Genomic DNA, 15,621 nt, shown 5'->3' with positions numbered 1-15,621 from the left:
CTTTCATTAATACTCATAACTAATGAAAAGACAACAATTTATTTCAATAAACTGTTTTTAAATCGTTTAATCTTAAATAAAATACCATAAATAAAAACTTTATTAAACTTAGTCTTTCTAAAGCTTATACTATCTAAAGTACTAGATACTGCTCTATGATATAACTCATTACACGTGTGCTCTATGGTGTGGTACTGCTTAAAGTAGTTATAACATTCATTCTCAATCGCTGCTAATTTACCATTAGTTATCACGTCAATTACTTCATCGAAACTATGATTGTACACAACCTCTTTCTTATACTCATCTCCTACTGAATAACGCGTTGACTCATACAACCATCTAAATTGGTTATTCATCTGCATTTCTTCAAAAGACAAATCTACTAAGATAATAGCCTTCTTTAAGCTAGCGACCTCTAAAGTAGAGGTTCCCATCCCAAACATAACATCAATATTTTGATAAATAAAATCGTATAATTCAGCCCCAGTTACAACTCCATGAAAACAAATACTAACATTTCTTGGCAAACTCTCTTTCTCCACTAAGTAACGACATTCTCCATCCCCGATAATATGAAATATAAACTGTTGATCATGATTAGTTAAAGCACGAAGTTTTAAATGTCTTAAAACATTAATCAAAGGATTAACTTTTTCAATACACAACCTACCTAGCCATCCCAAATGAATTGTAGCTGTCGGTACCTTTTTAGATACAAGTGGTACTTGTTTCTCTAAACAGAAAATAGGTAAAAAATCTTCTTTATGCAATGAGAAGTTAAACTTATCTCTCTGATAGTCTACATTGGAACCATCCATAAAAACAACAGCATTATGATTTAATAAAGCATTAATATCAGAAGTAAAATCAGTATACTTAAATCTAGAGAACTTGCAGTAAGTCGCTACTCGCTCATACAATCCTGCTGGATGTATAGACCAAAACAAAATACTGTAATTGCCTTTCAAACTAATGTTGACCCAAAAAGCAGAGGAAAAAGGACAAATAACAATTTGATTCTCTTTTAATTTCACTTTCACCAAATCACTATAGACTATGAATTCAACACTCTTAGATCCACTCAGCTCTCGCGCTACAAACCCGTCAGCATAGTCAATATACTGAACTTTTAGATTCATTTGTTCTGCCATAAACAAAGCGCTACGCATAAATAAATACTCTGCACCACCAACAACCTTACTAGGATAAAAAAAAACAATAGTTTTGTTAAACTCTTCCATTTCTAAATAAATAGTCTTTAAAGTAGATACTCATAAACACAAAATAACCAATATAATTAAAGAAAAAAGCAAGTGTAGCACCTTTAACTCCGTAAATTGGAATCATGATATAAGATAAAACAACATATAAAACCGAAAAAATAATTTCTGTAATAATATAGACTTTAGTTAATGCTTTTGCTAACATCAAATAAGCCAACAAGAAAGCTGCAATTTTAAATATATCACCTAACAATTGCCACAAAAACAACTCTTCCATTATATAAAATTCAGGTGTATATAAAATCCTAATTACAAAAAACCTAAGTACATACATTATAAGACAACTAACTACCACTAAAGGCATTATAAGCTTAAAACCTTTATACAACTCGCGAGTGATATCCTCTCTATCAATAAGAGTAGATAACTTAGGCAAATAGTATGTACCTAAGGCTGTATTAATGATTAATAAGTAAGCATCAGAAACTCTTATCATACCTTGCCAAATACCAGCAGAATCAATCCCCATATTAACAGTCAACATATTTCTAATAAGAATTTGTGCTACAGGAACAGTCATTGCACTAACAATAGCCATAAGGCTATATCCACTTAATTTCTTCGCTATATCTCTATCATAAAGACTCCATTTAATTTCATGCACAATCAGTTTTTTCTTGTACACGATAAATAGAGACACGAAAAATATAGCAGTTTGTGACAATATCAATGCTAATAAAGCCCCTTCTATTTGAAAAAAGTAAACTAATACACATGTTAATACAAGTCCCAAAAGACTCCCTGCCATATTAACAATAGAATATATTTTTATTAATCCTTTTCCGTTTAATACAGATATTAATAAACTATTTAATGCATAAAAAACAATAGTAACACCCAAGACACGCACAATAGTTCCATACTGAGAAGTTGCAAAAATCAGTGTAGATAACCAGTTAGAAAGCGCCAATAGTAAAGCTCCTATTGCCAAAGAACACAATACAGAAATGCGGAACGAAGTACTAAAAAGCTTCTTACTTTTTTCTACATCATCTTGATATTCAGCAGTATACTTAACAACTCCTGTTTGAATAGCTCCATTGGCAAAGGCTAACACAATATTCAAGAAATTTCCAAAAGCTCCAATGGTTGCCACACCTGCAGCCCCTACAAACATAGCGACTATTTTTGTGGAAACAAATGCAGCAGTAGTCTTTACAATAGTAATTAATCCGGAATATAATGTTGTACTTATTAATTTCATTAAAACTTATTCAAACAATCAATAATATAAGCTACATCTTTATGTTCGATTACCTCGCTTATTGGCAGACTCAAAACTTGAGTATGAAGTAATTCACTAATAGGCAAATGCAATTCTTTCATCTCTTCGTATGCTTTTTGTTTATGAGGAGGAATTGGATAGTGAATTAAAGTTTGAATACCATTTTCTAAAAGGTAGTTTTGTAAAGCTTCACGTTGATTTGTTCGAATTACAAATAAGTGCCAAACATGAGCATCTATTTTCTCTACTTTAGGCAAAATAATCTTGCTGTTTTTAATTCCTGATAAATACATATTTGCTACGGCTCTACGCTTTTCTATTACAGTAGCTAATTTCCCTAACTTAATCTCTAAAAAAGCTGCATTCATCTCATCTAAACGACTGTTAACCCCTTTGTATAAGTTTTGATATTTTACATGTGATCCATAATTTAATAGCGCACGAATTACAGTTGCTAACTCATCATCATTAGTCGTTACAGCACCTGCATCTGCCAAGGCACCTAAGTTCTTACCTGGATAGAAACTATGTCCTGCTGCATCCCCAATTCCTCCAGATACTTTTCCATCTAACTGAGCTCCATGAGACTGAGCTCCATCTTCTATTACTTTAAGATTATGATTTTTTGCTATTGCATTAATGGCTTTCATATCGGCTAATTGTCCATATAAATGTACCACTAAGATAACTTTCGTTTTAGGTGTTATATGATTTTCTATTAGATTAGGATCCAAATTAAATGTATCCATATCAGGTTCTACTAATATTGGCACCAAATTATTAGCCGTAATAGATAGAATACTTGCTATATAAGTATTAGAAGGTACGATAACCTCATCTCCATCTTTTAATATCCCTAATTCTTTATATGCACGTAAAATTAACACTAAAGCATCTAATCCATTTGCTACTCCTATAGCATGCTTTACTCCACAGTATTTTGCATACGACTCTTCAAATGCTTTTACATTGTTACCTTGTAAGAACCAACCTGAATCTAAAGTTTGTTCAAAGGCTTGTTGAAAATCTGCTTTATACAGATTATTTATCTTTTGTAAATCTAAAAACTTAATCATATTCTCTATTTTGTTAATCAAATACTACTTTTCAGCAGGAGTAATTTCTCCTTCTGCCGAAATAAAACCTTTCAACTTAGCAGGATTTCCGTAATAAACACCAAAAGGTTCAACATCTTTAGTTACTACGCTACCTGCACCTATTAATGCCCCTTCACCAATTGTAATTCCACCTAGTAAAGTGCTGTTAGCTCCAATAGAACAACCTTTTTTCAAAACAGTTTGTTCAAATCGCAAAGGATACACCTTAGATCTGGGAATTAAATCATTTGTAAACGTTACATTAGGTCCAATAAAACAATTGTCCTCCACCTTTATACCATCCCATAGTTGAACACCAGATTTTACAGTTACATTATCTCCAACAACAACATCATTCTCAATAAAAACATTACAATTTATATTGCAATTTTTGCCAATTTCAGCCTGTTTCAAAACAACTACGAATTGCCAAATTTGTGTACCTTCTCCGATATTAACACTTTGCACATCGGCTAAAGGATGAATCTTAACCTCTTTCATAATATGCTAAATAATCATTGTAATTTCTAAAATAATCTGCTTCATCATAACCATGCGAAGCTAATACTAAACAAATTGAACCACTTGAGAAATTAATTTCTGTTGCCCAAATGCCAGGAGGAATATGTAAACCAACATCTGCTCTATTGAGAAACACTCTCTTTTTATCAACACCATCATCTAAAATAACATCAAAAGATCCGCTCGCAGCAATTAGAAATTGATGACATTCTTTATGAGCGTGATTCCCTCTTTCTTCTCCTCCTTTAATATCATAGAGATAAAAAACTCGTTTAACATTAAATGGTAAATCTTTGTTGTTTTCAACAGGTGTTATGCATCCAGCATCATTGTCTATTTTAGGTAATTGTATAATTTTACAATCCGCAAGAGATACTCTATTCATGTTGATTTCTTAATTTAATAAATTCATCAAAATCACGGATATAATCAGTCTCACTATATCTTGTACTCGCCAAAACAAAAGCTAAGGCATTAGACGAAAAATTTCTTATTGTTCTCCAATATAATTTAGGTACCAATACACCTTTATTGCTTCGGTTTAAAGAAAAAACTTGTTCTTTTTCTCCGTCATGTAACACTACATCAAAAGATCCCGACAAAGCCACAATTAGCTCTTGCTGCTCTTTAAAAGCATGACTACCTCTAATCTCTCCACCAGGAACATCATATATCCAATATACTCGTTCAATAACAAAAGGTATATTTACTAACTCTTGAATAATTGATAAACTACCACGTTTATCAGCGAACTTAGGTAAATCTATTAATTGCGGTTCTTTCATTTCTATTTAGCAATGCGTTTCAAGTATTCAAAATAATCTCCTTTTAAATCCTTTATATTTTCAAAAACTGATTCTTTAGTTATAAATTTCATGAGAATACCAATCTCTTCTAAACAAGCAATTTTTAAACTTGTGCGTTTCTCAACCGCTTTAACAAACTCAGTTGCTTCAGTTAGTGACTCATGTGTTCCTGTATCTAACCAAGCAAATCCACGCCCCATAGTTTGTAACTTTAATGTATCATTAGTTAAATAAGCTTGATTCACAGAAGTAATTTCTAATTCACCTCTATGAGAAGGTTTTACTTGTTTTGCAATTTTAACGACAGAATTGGGATAAAAATATAATCCCACAACAGCATAATTAGATTTAGGTGCAACTGGCTTTTCCTCCAAACTCAAGACATTTCCATCTTTATCAAACTCAGCTACGCCATAGCGTTCGGGATCATTTACATAGTATCCAAACACTACCGCCTTCTGTTCATTTTTCACGGTTTCTACTGATTTATTCAATATTTGTTGTAATCCAGCCCCATAAAAAATATTGTCTCCCAACACTAAACATACATCGTCATTACCTATAAACTCCTCCCCTATAATAAAAGCTTGTGCTAACCCGTCAGGAGTTGGTTGTTCAGCATAACTTAATTGGATACCTAATTGACTCCCATCTCCAAAAAGCTTTTGAAAATTAGGCAAGTCATGTGGCGTCGAAATAATCAATATCTCACGAATACCTGCCAACATCAAAACTGACAATGGATAATAAATCATCGGTTTATCATATATTGGCAACAATTGTTTTGATACTGCTAATGTTAGAGGGTGTAATCTGGTACCAGAACCTCCAGCTAATATTATTCCTTTCATATTTTTTTAAGCCTTTTTGTCTTCTTGAGATTTTGTTTTTAGATATGCTCTGCAGCAAAAAAACAAATCAACAATCTATTATTAATCGCAAAGTATTGTACCTTTGCATCTCTATAAACCCTTAACAGTAAACTGTCAACTATTACTTATATTGCTCTTTGTAGTAATCTTGATATGCTCCACTGGTCACATTCGCTAACCACTCTTGATTATTCATATACCAATCAATTGTCTTGGCTAACCCTTCTGGAAAGGTTACAGAAGGACTCCACCCTAATTCCTTATTAATCTTAGTAGCATCAATAGCATAACGTAAATCATGTCCTGGTCTGTCTTTGACAAAAGTAATTAGTTGCTCACTCTCACCTGCGGTACGACCTAACACTTGATCCATCTGCTTACACAATTCTTTCACTAAGTCAATATTCTGCCACTCATTAAATCCTCCAATATTATATGTCTCTGTATTACCTCCTTTGTGAAACACATCGTCTATAGCTCTTGCATGATCAATGACAAATAACCAATCACGTGTATATTTTCCATCTCCATAGATTGGCAATGGTTTATTGTGAATTATATTGTGTATACACAAGGGGATTAACTTCTCTGGGAAGTGATTCGGTCCATAATTATTAGAGCAATTACTAATTACATAGGGCATATTATAAGTCTCACCATAAGCACGTACAAAGTGATCTGAACTTGCTTTAGATGCAGAATAAGGTGAATTAGGATCGTAGGATGTTGTTTCTGTAAAAAGACCACTTTCCCCTAAAGTTCCATAAACCTCGTCCGTACTAACATGGTAAAAACGCTTGTCCTGCCAATTGTCCTGCCATAGTGCTTTAAATGCTTGAAGTAGATTCACAGTACCTATGACATTTGTTTTAACAAAAGCTAATGGATCAGTAATAGAACGGTCAACATGTGACTCTGCCGCTAAGTGAATTACTCCATCAAACTGTTCTTTTTGAAACAACTCTTGTATAAATTCTTCATCAGTGATATCACCTTTTACAAAAGTATAATTAGCAGCATTTTCAATATCTCTAAGATTTTCTAAATTACCTGCGTAAGTTAGAGCATCAAGGTTATAGATATGATATTCAGGATATTTTAATACAAATTGTCGAACAACATGAGAGCCAATAAAACCAGCTCCACCAGTGATTACAATCTTTTTCTTCATTTTTTTACCTCAATTAAATTCTATTCTTTTTATTAGTTAATACCTTGTAATCAATATTTATCCATAATCGATATAACAAAAACTAACAAAACTATTCTAAACTCTTTTATTTTTTGATTGAATACTCTTAAAAGTAATGCAATCTTAATTCCAAACGAATAAGAGTCATTTCTTATTGTAATGTAGCAAAATTAAACCATTACAATGAAAAACACTATCTATTTCCCTGCAAACTTATTTATTATATTTTTTTATTTAAAAAATCTCATAATCACAAAACAAATACTATTTTTATAAAACAAACAATACATTATTTAACAATATTCAATAAAATTAATCGCTTTTAATATAACAAAGAAAACTTTCTACTTAATAACAAAAAAACAGCTACTTCATTTACATGAAATAGCTGTTCAATAAAAAAATTATAAATATAATTTACACTATAGCCTAAAGTATTAATAAAGGAGCTACAAATCCGATAGATAGTCTTCCTGTATTGTAGTTTTCTAATCCTAATTGATCTTTTGCAAATCCTGAGTGTTTGTAGTAACGTCCAACATAAGAAACAAAGAATCTAATGTTGATATCTTTAAATGGGATGTACTGAAGCTCTGGAATAAAACCATAACTTGTGCGTAAGTGGTTTGTTCCACTTTGCTCAGGTGTTACATTTTTACCATAAGCATCACTTGTCATTAAAGTAAGTGATAAATTAAGCTTAGGAGTAGCTAAGTATTCCATTTTAAGCCAGTTTTCCATATATGAAACATCTTGAGCTGTAGCTTGGTTATCACCTTGACTGTTTAACATCCCTGTAACAAGTCCTTTGCGATCAAGCCCCTCGTTACTGTATTTAAAGTCATACATTAAAGTAAGTTTATTATCTTGATATTTGTGACCAAGTGAATAATAATTCATTCCTTTTTTCTTAGCTTCTTGGAAATAACTATAACTGTAAATAGTCTCGAATTTACCATCGAAGAAACTACCTCTCCAGTTTGTAATATAAGCCATTGCAGTTTTTGATGTTTCTACTCCAACTGGCACAGTTCCTTTGTAAATATCTTCAAAATCACTGTTACGCGCATTTAGAACTTGTACACCAAATGTGTGATTTGGATTTACTTTATGGGTAATACCAACCCCTGTTAAGAAGTTATCGGCATATTCCAAGATATCGTTATATTCAACGATATCAATTGGATTCAAATCAAACTCGTATCCTCCCCAATCAGCACTCATTTTCCCTAAAGTAACTTGTGTATTTGGAGTCACATCTACCCCGATAAATGCAATATCAGTAGAACGAGCAAAATTATCGCGACTTCCTGGTTCTTTTGTTTTTGTATAACGATCTCTGAATCTAAAGAACACTTTCTCGTGTATCTTACCTTTAATTTCTAAACGACCTTGGTTATTATTAAATTTAGACTCGGTGTGATTACCGTCTAAAAATTGATTATCCAACCCAAAACGCATATTAAAGATTACATCAACGTTTTTCAATAAGTTTTGCTTCTCTGTTGGAATAATAGGTTTAGAGATAGAATCATTGCCAGATTGTTTCTCTAAGGCTTGACCAAACACAACGGCTTGCCCCATTAATGCCATTAATAATAATAATTTTTTCATGATATGATTATTTTTCAACTTTATATTACAATGGAACCTATCAAGAAACCGGCGGCGATCGCAACGACAATGGCTACTAAACCAGGTACCATAAAACTGTGATTAATTACAAACTTTCCAATCTTTGTACTTCCCGTGCGGTCAAAGTTGATTGCCGCTAATAGCGTTGGATATCCCGGTAAAACGAAATCGGCGTTTACAGCAGGGAAAATAGCAATCAAAGCAGGGTTAGACAATCCTAAAGCCATACCCAAAGGCATCATGGTTTTAGTAGTAGCAGCTTGGCTAAACATCAATGCACCTAATACAAATACAGCGATGGCAAAAGTCCAAGGATACATCGTTACAATCTCTTCCAAATAACCTTGAATTTCAACGTAGTTGTGACTCATAAAAGTAGCGCTCATCCACACCACACCGAAAACAGAAACAACGGCTGTGGCCATAGAGCTAAACAAACTTACTTGTGTTACTTTAACAGCACTTGTTTTAGTCAACAAAAGCATTGCTGCAGAAGCCGTTAAAGTTACCATACAAATAATAGCAACCATTTGCATCTCACCTGTAGCTTTCATTACCAAGCTTGCCTCACCTGGGGCAAACGTAGGTAGTATTCCAGGAAAAGCTCCTGCTAGTACAATTAAAAGAACTGCAATTGAAAAGATAATAACAGATAGTTTCGCACCTTTTTGTATTTCTTTTGGTTTACCATTCTCGTTAGAGTCCAAACTCGCCGCGAAAGCAGGGTCTTTCATCTTTTCAAGAAAGATTGGATCATCGTTTAATTCTTTACCCTTTTTCAAAACAGCTAAACAAGAAACAAAGATTCCAATGATACAAGCAGGAATACAAATTTTCATTATATCAATTAAAGCTCCTTGGTAATTCAATATAGTCGCTCCAGCGAAAGCCGCAGTAGCAGCACTCATTGGACTTCCAGTAATTGCTAAGTGAGAGGCAATAACAGAAACACTAAGTGGTCTCTCTGGTCTAATTCTCTTTTTAGCAGCCACCTCAGATATAATGGGTAGAAGCGAATATAACAAGTGAGCTGTTCCTGCAAACAAGCAGAAAAAATACACTGTAAATGGAGCGATAAATACTATTTTAGAAGGATTGCTTCGAATCACTTTCTCAGCCAGATACACAAGATAATCTAATCCTCCACAAGCTTGCAGAGTTGCGGCTGTTGTAACAATAGCCATAATCACAAGCATCACGTCAATAGGTGGATCTCCTGGGCGCATATCAAAGAAGAATACAAAAATGATAAGCCCTACCATTCCCATCACACCTAATCCTATTCCTTTCATCTGAGAGCCAATCAATATCATGGCTATCAATATAATAAACTGTATTAACAACATATTGTGTCAGTTTAATTTCACTTAAATAAGGGCATAAAAAAAGGAGCATGCCTTCTCTTAAGAGATACATCTGTTGCTCCTTTTTCAATATTTTAAAGAATACTATAAACCTCTTATTTATAAAAGTGAGTAAAAGAAGTAGTTATAGTAATACCCTGATTTTATTAGTATTTAAAGAAAATATCTTGAATTGCGTTAGCATCTTTTGTTCTTGTCAAAGCAAGCATTAAAAGAATACGCGCTTTTTGTGGATTCAGATCATCAGCTACAACAAATCCTAAAGCTTGGTCGTCTACCTCATTGAATAAAGTAACGCGTCCTGCACCAGCTCTTGCTGCTCTACATACTGCGATTCCTGATTTTGCTGCTGCTTCTAATTCAGCTCCCACTTGAGCGTTGAAGTTACCATTCCCCATACCAGCGTAAACAATACCATCTACTTTAGCATCGCGTACTGCTTTTACAGTAATTGCACTTGCATCAGCATAACCATAGATAATCTCTACTTGAGGTAATTTTTTCAATCCTTTAATGTTGAATTTAGGCGCTGAAGAGCGAAGTGATTTGTAGTAGTAGCTTACTTTACCATCATAGATTAAACCAATTGGTCCAAAGTTTCTTGATTGGAAAGTAGCAATATTAGTAGTAACTGTTTTAGTCACATCTCTGGCTGCAAATACAGCTTCATTCATTGCTGTAACCACACCAATACCTTGACTATTTGGAGATGCTGCAACCATTACTGCATCAAGTAAGTTTCTATTTCCATCTTGACTCATTGCAGTTGATGGACGCATAGCCCCTACAAGAACAACAGGTTTATCTGAATGAACAGTTAATTCTAAGAAATAAGCAGTTTCCTCTTGAGTATCTGTACCGTGAGTAATTACCACACCATCAGCTTCATTGTTGTCAAATATCTCATTGATACGCTCACTTAGTTTTAACCAAGTTTCGATATTCATATCTTGACTACCAATTTGAGCGATTTGCTCTCCTTTTACTTTTGCCAAGTCGTGAATTTGAGGAACGGCATTTAACAAGTCATCTACTGGTACTTTACCAGCTGTATAAGCAGCTTTAGTAGAAGATTCTCCAGAACCAGCGATTGTTCCACCAGTTGCTAAAATAATTACTCTTGATTGTGGGGCATCTGCAGATTGAGTTGCCTTAGTTTGTGCTTGTATTTGGAAAGTAAACATTACTCCAAACACGATTGCTAATACCTTTTTCATGTTTTAAAGACTATTAAGAGTTTATTAATTTTGGATGTATTAAATTTTCTAATGAATAAATCTCATCCCATTTTTCTTGTGTAATTAACTTGCGCTCTACCACTACGATTTCATGGATATTCTTACCAGAAAGCAATGCTTCACCTGCTACACTCGCACAAATTTCATACCCTAAGATAGGATTTAATTGTGTAACTATCCCTATACTCCCCATAACTAAATTCGCACAATGTGCTTCATTAGCCGTAATTCCTACGATACACTTGTCAACTAAAGTTTCCAAAGCATTTTTCAAATACTCCAACGAAGTAAACAGTGCGAAACCGATTACTGGTTCCATTACATTTAGCTGTAATTGTCCCGCTTCAGAGGCCATAGTCACAGTTAAATCTTGACCTATTACATAAAAACAAGTTTGGTTTACCACCTCTGGAATAACAGGGTTAACTTTACCAGGCATAATAGAAGATCCTGGTTGACGTGCTGGTAAATTAATCTCATTTAGTCCTGTACGAGGTCCTGAACTCAATAAACGTAAATCGTTACAAATTTTAGAAATCTTAACTGCTGCTCTTTTTAAAGTTCCCATGATTTGAACATACGCACCAGTATCACTTGTTGCTTCAATCAAGTCAGGTGAAAGTGTTAAAGCAAGTCCTGTCTCTTTTGCCAAGTATTTCACACATAATTCTGGATAAGCTTCTGGGGCATTTACTTTTGTACCAATTGCTGTAGCTCCCATATTAACTTCCAAGATTAAACTTTGTGCTTCTTTTAATCTAAGGTAATCCTCACCAACTGTTGTTGCAAAAGCATTAAACTCTTGACCTAAAGTCATTGGAACAGCATCTTGTAACTGTGTACGTCCCATTTTCAATACCTTGTCGAACTCCTTACCTTTAGCAGCAAAAGCCTTTTGTACTTTTTGCATAGATCCACAAAAAGACTCTATTTTTAAATATAATGCAATTCTAAAAGCAGTAGGATATGCATCGTTGGTTGATTGTGAACAATTCACGTGATTGTTTGGATGTACAAACTGATACTCTCCTTTTTTATGACCTAAATGCTCAAGGGCGATATTGGCAATTACCTCATTTGCATTCATGTTAACAGAGGTACCTGCTCCACCTTGAATCAAATCACTTACAAACTGATCGTCGTATTTTCCCGATACAACCTGATCACATGCAAAACAAATAGCATCTGCGATTTCAGGCTTCAATACCCCACAATCCTTATTTGCTAATGCTGCAGCTTTTTTTACCCATCCAAGAGCCTTAATAAGGTCTCTTTCTTTAACAAGGGTAATTCCTGTTATATTAAAATTTTCAATAGCTCTATAGGTTTGTACCCCATAATATTTGTCGTTAGGAATATCTAATTCTCCTAAGAAATCATGCTCTCTTCTAGTATCTTTCATATTATACTATTTTGAAGTTATTTATTAAAAATTATAAAAAACATATTAGATAACTATTTTATATTGATTGATAAGTTACTTTACATTTAAAAGCTTCTAATCAAGTAGCTATAAAAAAATCAAATAATGTATTTTGATATAGTACTTACAAAAACAGTTCCAAAATCTTTTATTGATTCAAAGGTAAAACATATTGAAAATTAAAAATATGGTAATTTATCATGTTTTTATTAGATATAATTTCATAAATTATAAAAGAAGACTTACAAAAAGATATATAAAAAAAGTTGAGTATTTTCAAAAACAACAGTAAAACGATTCATATTTTGATACAAATTTTAAATTAAAAAATACAAATCTCAATAAAGTAGGTAGATTATTATAAATTACATGAAAGGGCAAAAGTCCGTAGTGGAAGAACAAGAAAAGTGAAGAAGTCAAATATTTTTTTTACTTTTTTTTCTCATTAGCCTATAACTCCCTATGAAAAGGTGGTATTAAAGCCGTTTTTTTTAAAACATTACACCTTTTACTACTAAAAAAGGGCATTTTACATCGTAAAACACCCTTTTTTTTAATTAAAATATTTGATTTTTTTATGTTTTATATCCAAAATGGATACTTAAATTAAAGATTTATGCCTTTGCAAATTGTACTTCTGCAAATAATTTGATATCCTCTGCCACCAAAACACCTCCTGTTTCTAAAGCGGCATTCCAAGTTAAACCAAATTCTTTGCGATTAATCTTTCCCTTTAGTGATAAACCGATTTTCGTATTACCCCAAGGATCAGTTAAGACACCACTATACTCAGCATCAAAACTAACTGATTTAGACACACCTTTAATAGTCAAAAGGCCCGTTACTTTAAATGTAGTATCAGCTACTTTCTCTATTTCTGTAGAAGTAAACTTAATCTCCTTAAACTTATCGGTTTCAAAAAAATCTGCACTTTTTAAATGGTTATCTCTTTCTGTATTATTGGTATCAACTGAATCAACTTTTGCATTAAAAGCAATCAACGAATCTTCAAAGTTATCGGACTTGCTTTCAATAGTAGAGGTAAATTCATTAAATTTTCCTGATACATTAGTAAACATCATGTGTTTTACTTTAAATCCAATTTCAGAATGAGTAGGATCTATATTCCATATTGCGTTTGTCATAATCTTGATAATAAATATTATTAATCTTTTTGTTATGCCAAAGATAGTAGCTCAAACATATAGATACACTTGAACTACATTAAGAAAGAGAATCAATAACTAATACAAGCGAGCTGATACAAAAACACCAATATTGTTATAATTATCCTTGTCTGGTCCGTACCAATCAAAATTACTGGCCAAACCAAAGTCAACTTCTTTATACGTAACTCCAGCTCTTAATTTGATATAACTACGAGCGTGGTCACCATTATCTGGTGTAAAACCATAAAGTCCTTGAAGTCGATAATAGTACTTCCAGTTTGTATCAATCACAGGTTTGTACTCTACAAACAAAGCTGTTTCTTGTATAGGATTACTTTGCAAATCTATACGAGGATTAATATTAAATGTATACTCTGCATTGGCTTTTGTATAAGATAAAGCTGCTGAAGCTCTAAGTCCAGTCACATCTGTATAGAAATATCCTCCCATAATGTCTAAACCTCTCACTACATTATAAGTTAAATACCCTTGACTCATTACATCATCAAAGTCTTTCTTGTCAAATTCCGCTACTAAATTAGAGACGCTAAAAAGTCCTAACTTAGGGACAGATTCAAACTTTTTGTTAATTACAACTTCAAAAAAACCTCCGCGATTTCCCACTAATGACTCAAGTACTAAAGGTAAACTTCCCTTGGATAGCACAGGTGATTCTTGTGCTTTTACCCCTACTACAGTAGATAACAACACTGCTATAACAGCTATAATTATTTTGCGTATAAACATAAGAGTTAGATATTTAGTTAATAACAATACAATACGCAAATATCTATCAAGAAAATATAGTTTCCAACGATTTTCTTATCACTTCTTCCTATTTACCCAGTTTTTGATCTTAAAAAAGTGAATTCTTTTTACATTCGAAATACATTATTTGATTCGTTTATTAAAAAAACAGGAGCTTACTTTTGCAAACTCCTGTCTTTTTACAATTTTATTATTTATAGTGGTATGCGTTAATTACCAGAAATCAACAAAATGATGAACTGGTCCATGTCCTTTTCCTATCTCGTATTCTGCTCCTGCTTGTATCACTCTTTCCATATAAGCTTTAGCCAGTCGCACGGCCTGATTCAAGCTTTCACCTTTAGCTAAGTAAGCAGCTAAAGCAGAGGAAAAAGTACAGCCTGTTCCATGGGTATTGTTCGTGTAAATTCGAGGTGAACTCAACGCTAAGAGTTCATCAGTTTCGGCATTGTAAAACACATCAGTTAATACATCATCCGAAAGATGACCAGCTTTAAGTAAAACAGAAACCTGTCGATTCATGGATAATTCCCGTGCAAAATCAGGCAAATCTTCTTGTTTCTCTATACGTCTGTTAAGTAGTATTTCGGCCTCTGGAATATTAGGTGTAATAACCCTTACATAGGGAATTAACTCGTCTTTTAAAGTTTGTATAGCCTCGTCTTGTAAAAGTTTATCACCAGAGGTTGCAACCATGACTGGATCCAAAACGATGTTGGTATAATTATATCCGATTAATGTATCCCTAATAGCTATAATTAACTCTTTAGAATGCAACATTCCTATTTTTATAGCATCGCTTCCAATATCATCCAATACTGATTTTATCTGACCTGTAACAAAATCTACCGGAACAGGGTGTACACCAGTTACTCCCACTGTATTCTCATCTACTACAGCTACAATAGCACTAGCACCATAACAGCCACAAGCTGAGAAAGCTTTTAAATCTGCTTGGATCCCCGCCCCACCACTGGGATCACTTCCTGCGATAGTCATCGCAATATGATATTTCTTTTTCATA

15 protein-coding genes are annotated in these 15,621 nt (G+C 33.3%); all 15 read right to left on the bottom strand.

All coding sequences use genetic code 11. From position 1 onward, the window contains the following. Positions 1-38 precede the first annotated feature (38 nt). The gene (locus tag NWE55_RS13230; RefSeq protein ID WP_155092745.1) at positions 39-1,244 is read right to left on the bottom strand and encodes a glycosyltransferase family protein; all 1,206 of its coding nucleotides are present in this window, start codon (positions 1,242-1,244) and stop codon (positions 39-41) included. Continuing rightward, the gene (locus NWE55_RS13225) at positions 1,231-2,490 is read right to left on the bottom strand and encodes an O-antigen translocase (RefSeq protein WP_155092746.1); all 1,260 of its coding nucleotides are present in this window, start codon (positions 2,488-2,490) and stop codon (positions 1,231-1,233) included. The genes NWE55_RS13230 and NWE55_RS13225 overlap by 14 nt, the downstream gene beginning before the upstream one ends. Continuing rightward, positions 2,490-3,587, bottom strand: a complete 1,098-nt coding sequence (locus NWE55_RS13220) for a DegT/DnrJ/EryC1/StrS family aminotransferase (protein WP_155092747.1) — start codon at positions 3,585-3,587, stop codon at positions 2,490-2,492. The genes NWE55_RS13225 and NWE55_RS13220 overlap by 1 nt, the downstream gene beginning before the upstream one ends. 24 nt (positions 3,588-3,611) lie before the next feature. Next, on the bottom strand, positions 3,612-4,109 hold the full coding sequence (locus NWE55_RS13215) for an acyltransferase (RefSeq protein ID WP_155092748.1): 498 nt from the start codon (positions 4,107-4,109) through the stop codon (positions 3,612-3,614). Further along, positions 4,096-4,515, bottom strand: a complete 420-nt coding sequence (locus tag NWE55_RS13210; RefSeq protein ID WP_155092749.1) for a sugar 3,4-ketoisomerase — start codon at positions 4,513-4,515, stop codon at positions 4,096-4,098. The genes NWE55_RS13215 and NWE55_RS13210 overlap by 14 nt, the downstream gene beginning before the upstream one ends. Continuing rightward, positions 4,508-4,915 carry a sugar 3,4-ketoisomerase gene (locus NWE55_RS13205; RefSeq protein ID WP_155092750.1) on the bottom strand — a complete coding sequence of 136 codons (408 nt, stop codon included), beginning with the start codon at positions 4,913-4,915 and terminating at the stop codon, positions 4,508-4,510. Before NWE55_RS13205 ends, NWE55_RS13210 begins: the two co-directional genes overlap by 8 nt. 2 nt (positions 4,916-4,917) lie before the next feature. Beyond that, on the bottom strand, positions 4,918-5,787 hold the full coding sequence (gene rfbA, locus NWE55_RS13200; protein WP_155092751.1) for a glucose-1-phosphate thymidylyltransferase RfbA: 870 nt from the start codon (positions 5,785-5,787) through the stop codon (positions 4,918-4,920). A gap of 142 nt (positions 5,788-5,929) precedes the next feature. Beyond that, positions 5,930-6,979: a dTDP-glucose 4,6-dehydratase gene (rfbB, locus tag NWE55_RS13195; RefSeq protein WP_160340079.1), complete on the bottom strand. Its 1,050-nt coding sequence runs from the start codon at positions 6,977-6,979 to the stop codon at positions 5,930-5,932. Positions 6,980-7,429: 450 nt separating this feature from the next. After that, complete coding sequence (locus NWE55_RS13190; protein WP_155092753.1) at positions 7,430-8,614, bottom strand: porin; 1,185 nt, start codon at positions 8,612-8,614, stop codon at positions 7,430-7,432. 20 nt (positions 8,615-8,634) lie between these two features. Next, a complete protein-coding gene (locus NWE55_RS13185) occupies positions 8,635-9,981 on the bottom strand; it encodes an anaerobic C4-dicarboxylate transporter family protein (protein ID WP_258204181.1) in 1,347 nt (448 codons plus the stop codon). A 164-nt stretch (positions 9,982-10,145) separates the two neighbouring features. After that, positions 10,146-11,216 carry a type II asparaginase gene (locus tag NWE55_RS13180; RefSeq protein WP_155092755.1) on the bottom strand — a complete coding sequence of 357 codons (1,071 nt, stop codon included), beginning with the start codon at positions 11,214-11,216 and terminating at the stop codon, positions 10,146-10,148. Positions 11,217-11,229: 13 nt separating this feature from the next. After that, positions 11,230-12,639 carry an aspartate ammonia-lyase gene (aspA, locus tag NWE55_RS13175; protein WP_155092756.1) on the bottom strand — a complete coding sequence of 470 codons (1,410 nt, stop codon included), beginning with the start codon at positions 12,637-12,639 and terminating at the stop codon, positions 11,230-11,232. Between the two features lie 635 nt (positions 12,640-13,274). Further along, positions 13,275-13,805: a YceI family protein gene (locus NWE55_RS13170; protein ID WP_258204180.1), complete on the bottom strand. Its 531-nt coding sequence runs from the start codon at positions 13,803-13,805 to the stop codon at positions 13,275-13,277. 99 nt (positions 13,806-13,904) lie between these two features. After that, positions 13,905-14,576 carry a hypothetical protein gene (locus NWE55_RS13165; RefSeq protein ID WP_258204179.1) on the bottom strand — a complete coding sequence of 224 codons (672 nt, stop codon included), beginning with the start codon at positions 14,574-14,576 and terminating at the stop codon, positions 13,905-13,907. 234 nt (positions 14,577-14,810) lie between these two features. Further along, on the bottom strand, positions 14,811-15,620 hold the full coding sequence (thiD, locus tag NWE55_RS13160) for a bifunctional hydroxymethylpyrimidine kinase/phosphomethylpyrimidine kinase (protein ID WP_258204178.1): 810 nt from the start codon (positions 15,618-15,620) through the stop codon (positions 14,811-14,813). Between the last annotated feature and the right edge of the window lies 1 nt (position 15,621).

This window comes from Myroides albus (genome assembly GCF_024722315.1).
Classification (GTDB): domain Bacteria; phylum Bacteroidota; class Bacteroidia; order Flavobacteriales; family Flavobacteriaceae; genus Flavobacterium; species Flavobacterium album_A.
The sequence above is the reverse complement of the archived record's forward strand: the minus strand, read 5'-3'. Positions and strand labels throughout refer to the sequence as shown.

Bases quoted from the DNA above. Each gene is read 5' to 3' on its own strand.
- NWE55_RS13230 (WP_155092745.1), bottom strand. From the start codon at position 1,244: ATGGAAGAGTTTAACAAAACTATTGTTTTTTTTTATCCTAGTAAGGTT.
- NWE55_RS13225 (WP_155092746.1), bottom strand. From the start codon at position 2,490: ATGAAATTAATAAGTACAACATTATATTCCGGATTAATTACTATTGTA.
- NWE55_RS13220 (WP_155092747.1), bottom strand. From the start codon at position 3,587: ATGATTAAGTTTTTAGATTTACAAAAGATAAATAATCTGTATAAAGCA.
- NWE55_RS13215 (WP_155092748.1), bottom strand. From the start codon at position 4,109: ATGAAAGAGGTTAAGATTCATCCTTTAGCCGATGTGCAAAGTGTTAAT.
- NWE55_RS13210 (WP_155092749.1), bottom strand. From the start codon at position 4,515: ATGAATAGAGTATCTCTTGCGGATTGTAAAATTATACAATTACCTAAA.
- NWE55_RS13205 (WP_155092750.1), bottom strand. From the start codon at position 4,915: ATGAAAGAACCGCAATTAATAGATTTACCTAAGTTCGCTGATAAACGT.
- rfbA (WP_155092751.1), bottom strand. From the start codon at position 5,787: ATGAAAGGAATAATATTAGCTGGAGGTTCTGGTACCAGATTACACCCT.
- rfbB (WP_160340079.1), bottom strand. From the start codon at position 6,979: ATGAAGAAAAAGATTGTAATCACTGGTGGAGCTGGTTTTATTGGCTCT.
- NWE55_RS13190 (WP_155092753.1), bottom strand. From the start codon at position 8,614: ATGAAAAAATTATTATTATTAATGGCATTAATGGGGCAAGCCGTTGTG.
- NWE55_RS13185 (WP_258204181.1), bottom strand. From the start codon at position 9,981: ATGTTGTTAATACAGTTTATTATATTGATAGCCATGATATTGATTGGC.
- NWE55_RS13180 (WP_155092755.1), bottom strand. From the start codon at position 11,216: ATGAAAAAGGTATTAGCAATCGTGTTTGGAGTAATGTTTACTTTCCAA.
- aspA (WP_155092756.1), bottom strand. From the start codon at position 12,639: ATGAAAGATACTAGAAGAGAGCATGATTTCTTAGGAGAATTAGATATT.
- NWE55_RS13170 (WP_258204180.1), bottom strand. From the start codon at position 13,805: ATGACAAACGCAATATGGAATATAGATCCTACTCATTCTGAAATTGGA.
- NWE55_RS13165 (WP_258204179.1), bottom strand. From the start codon at position 14,576: ATGTTTATACGCAAAATAATTATAGCTGTTATAGCAGTGTTGTTATCT.
- thiD (WP_258204178.1), bottom strand. From the start codon at position 15,620: ATGAAAAAGAAATATCATATTGCGATGACTATCGCAGGAAGTGATCCC.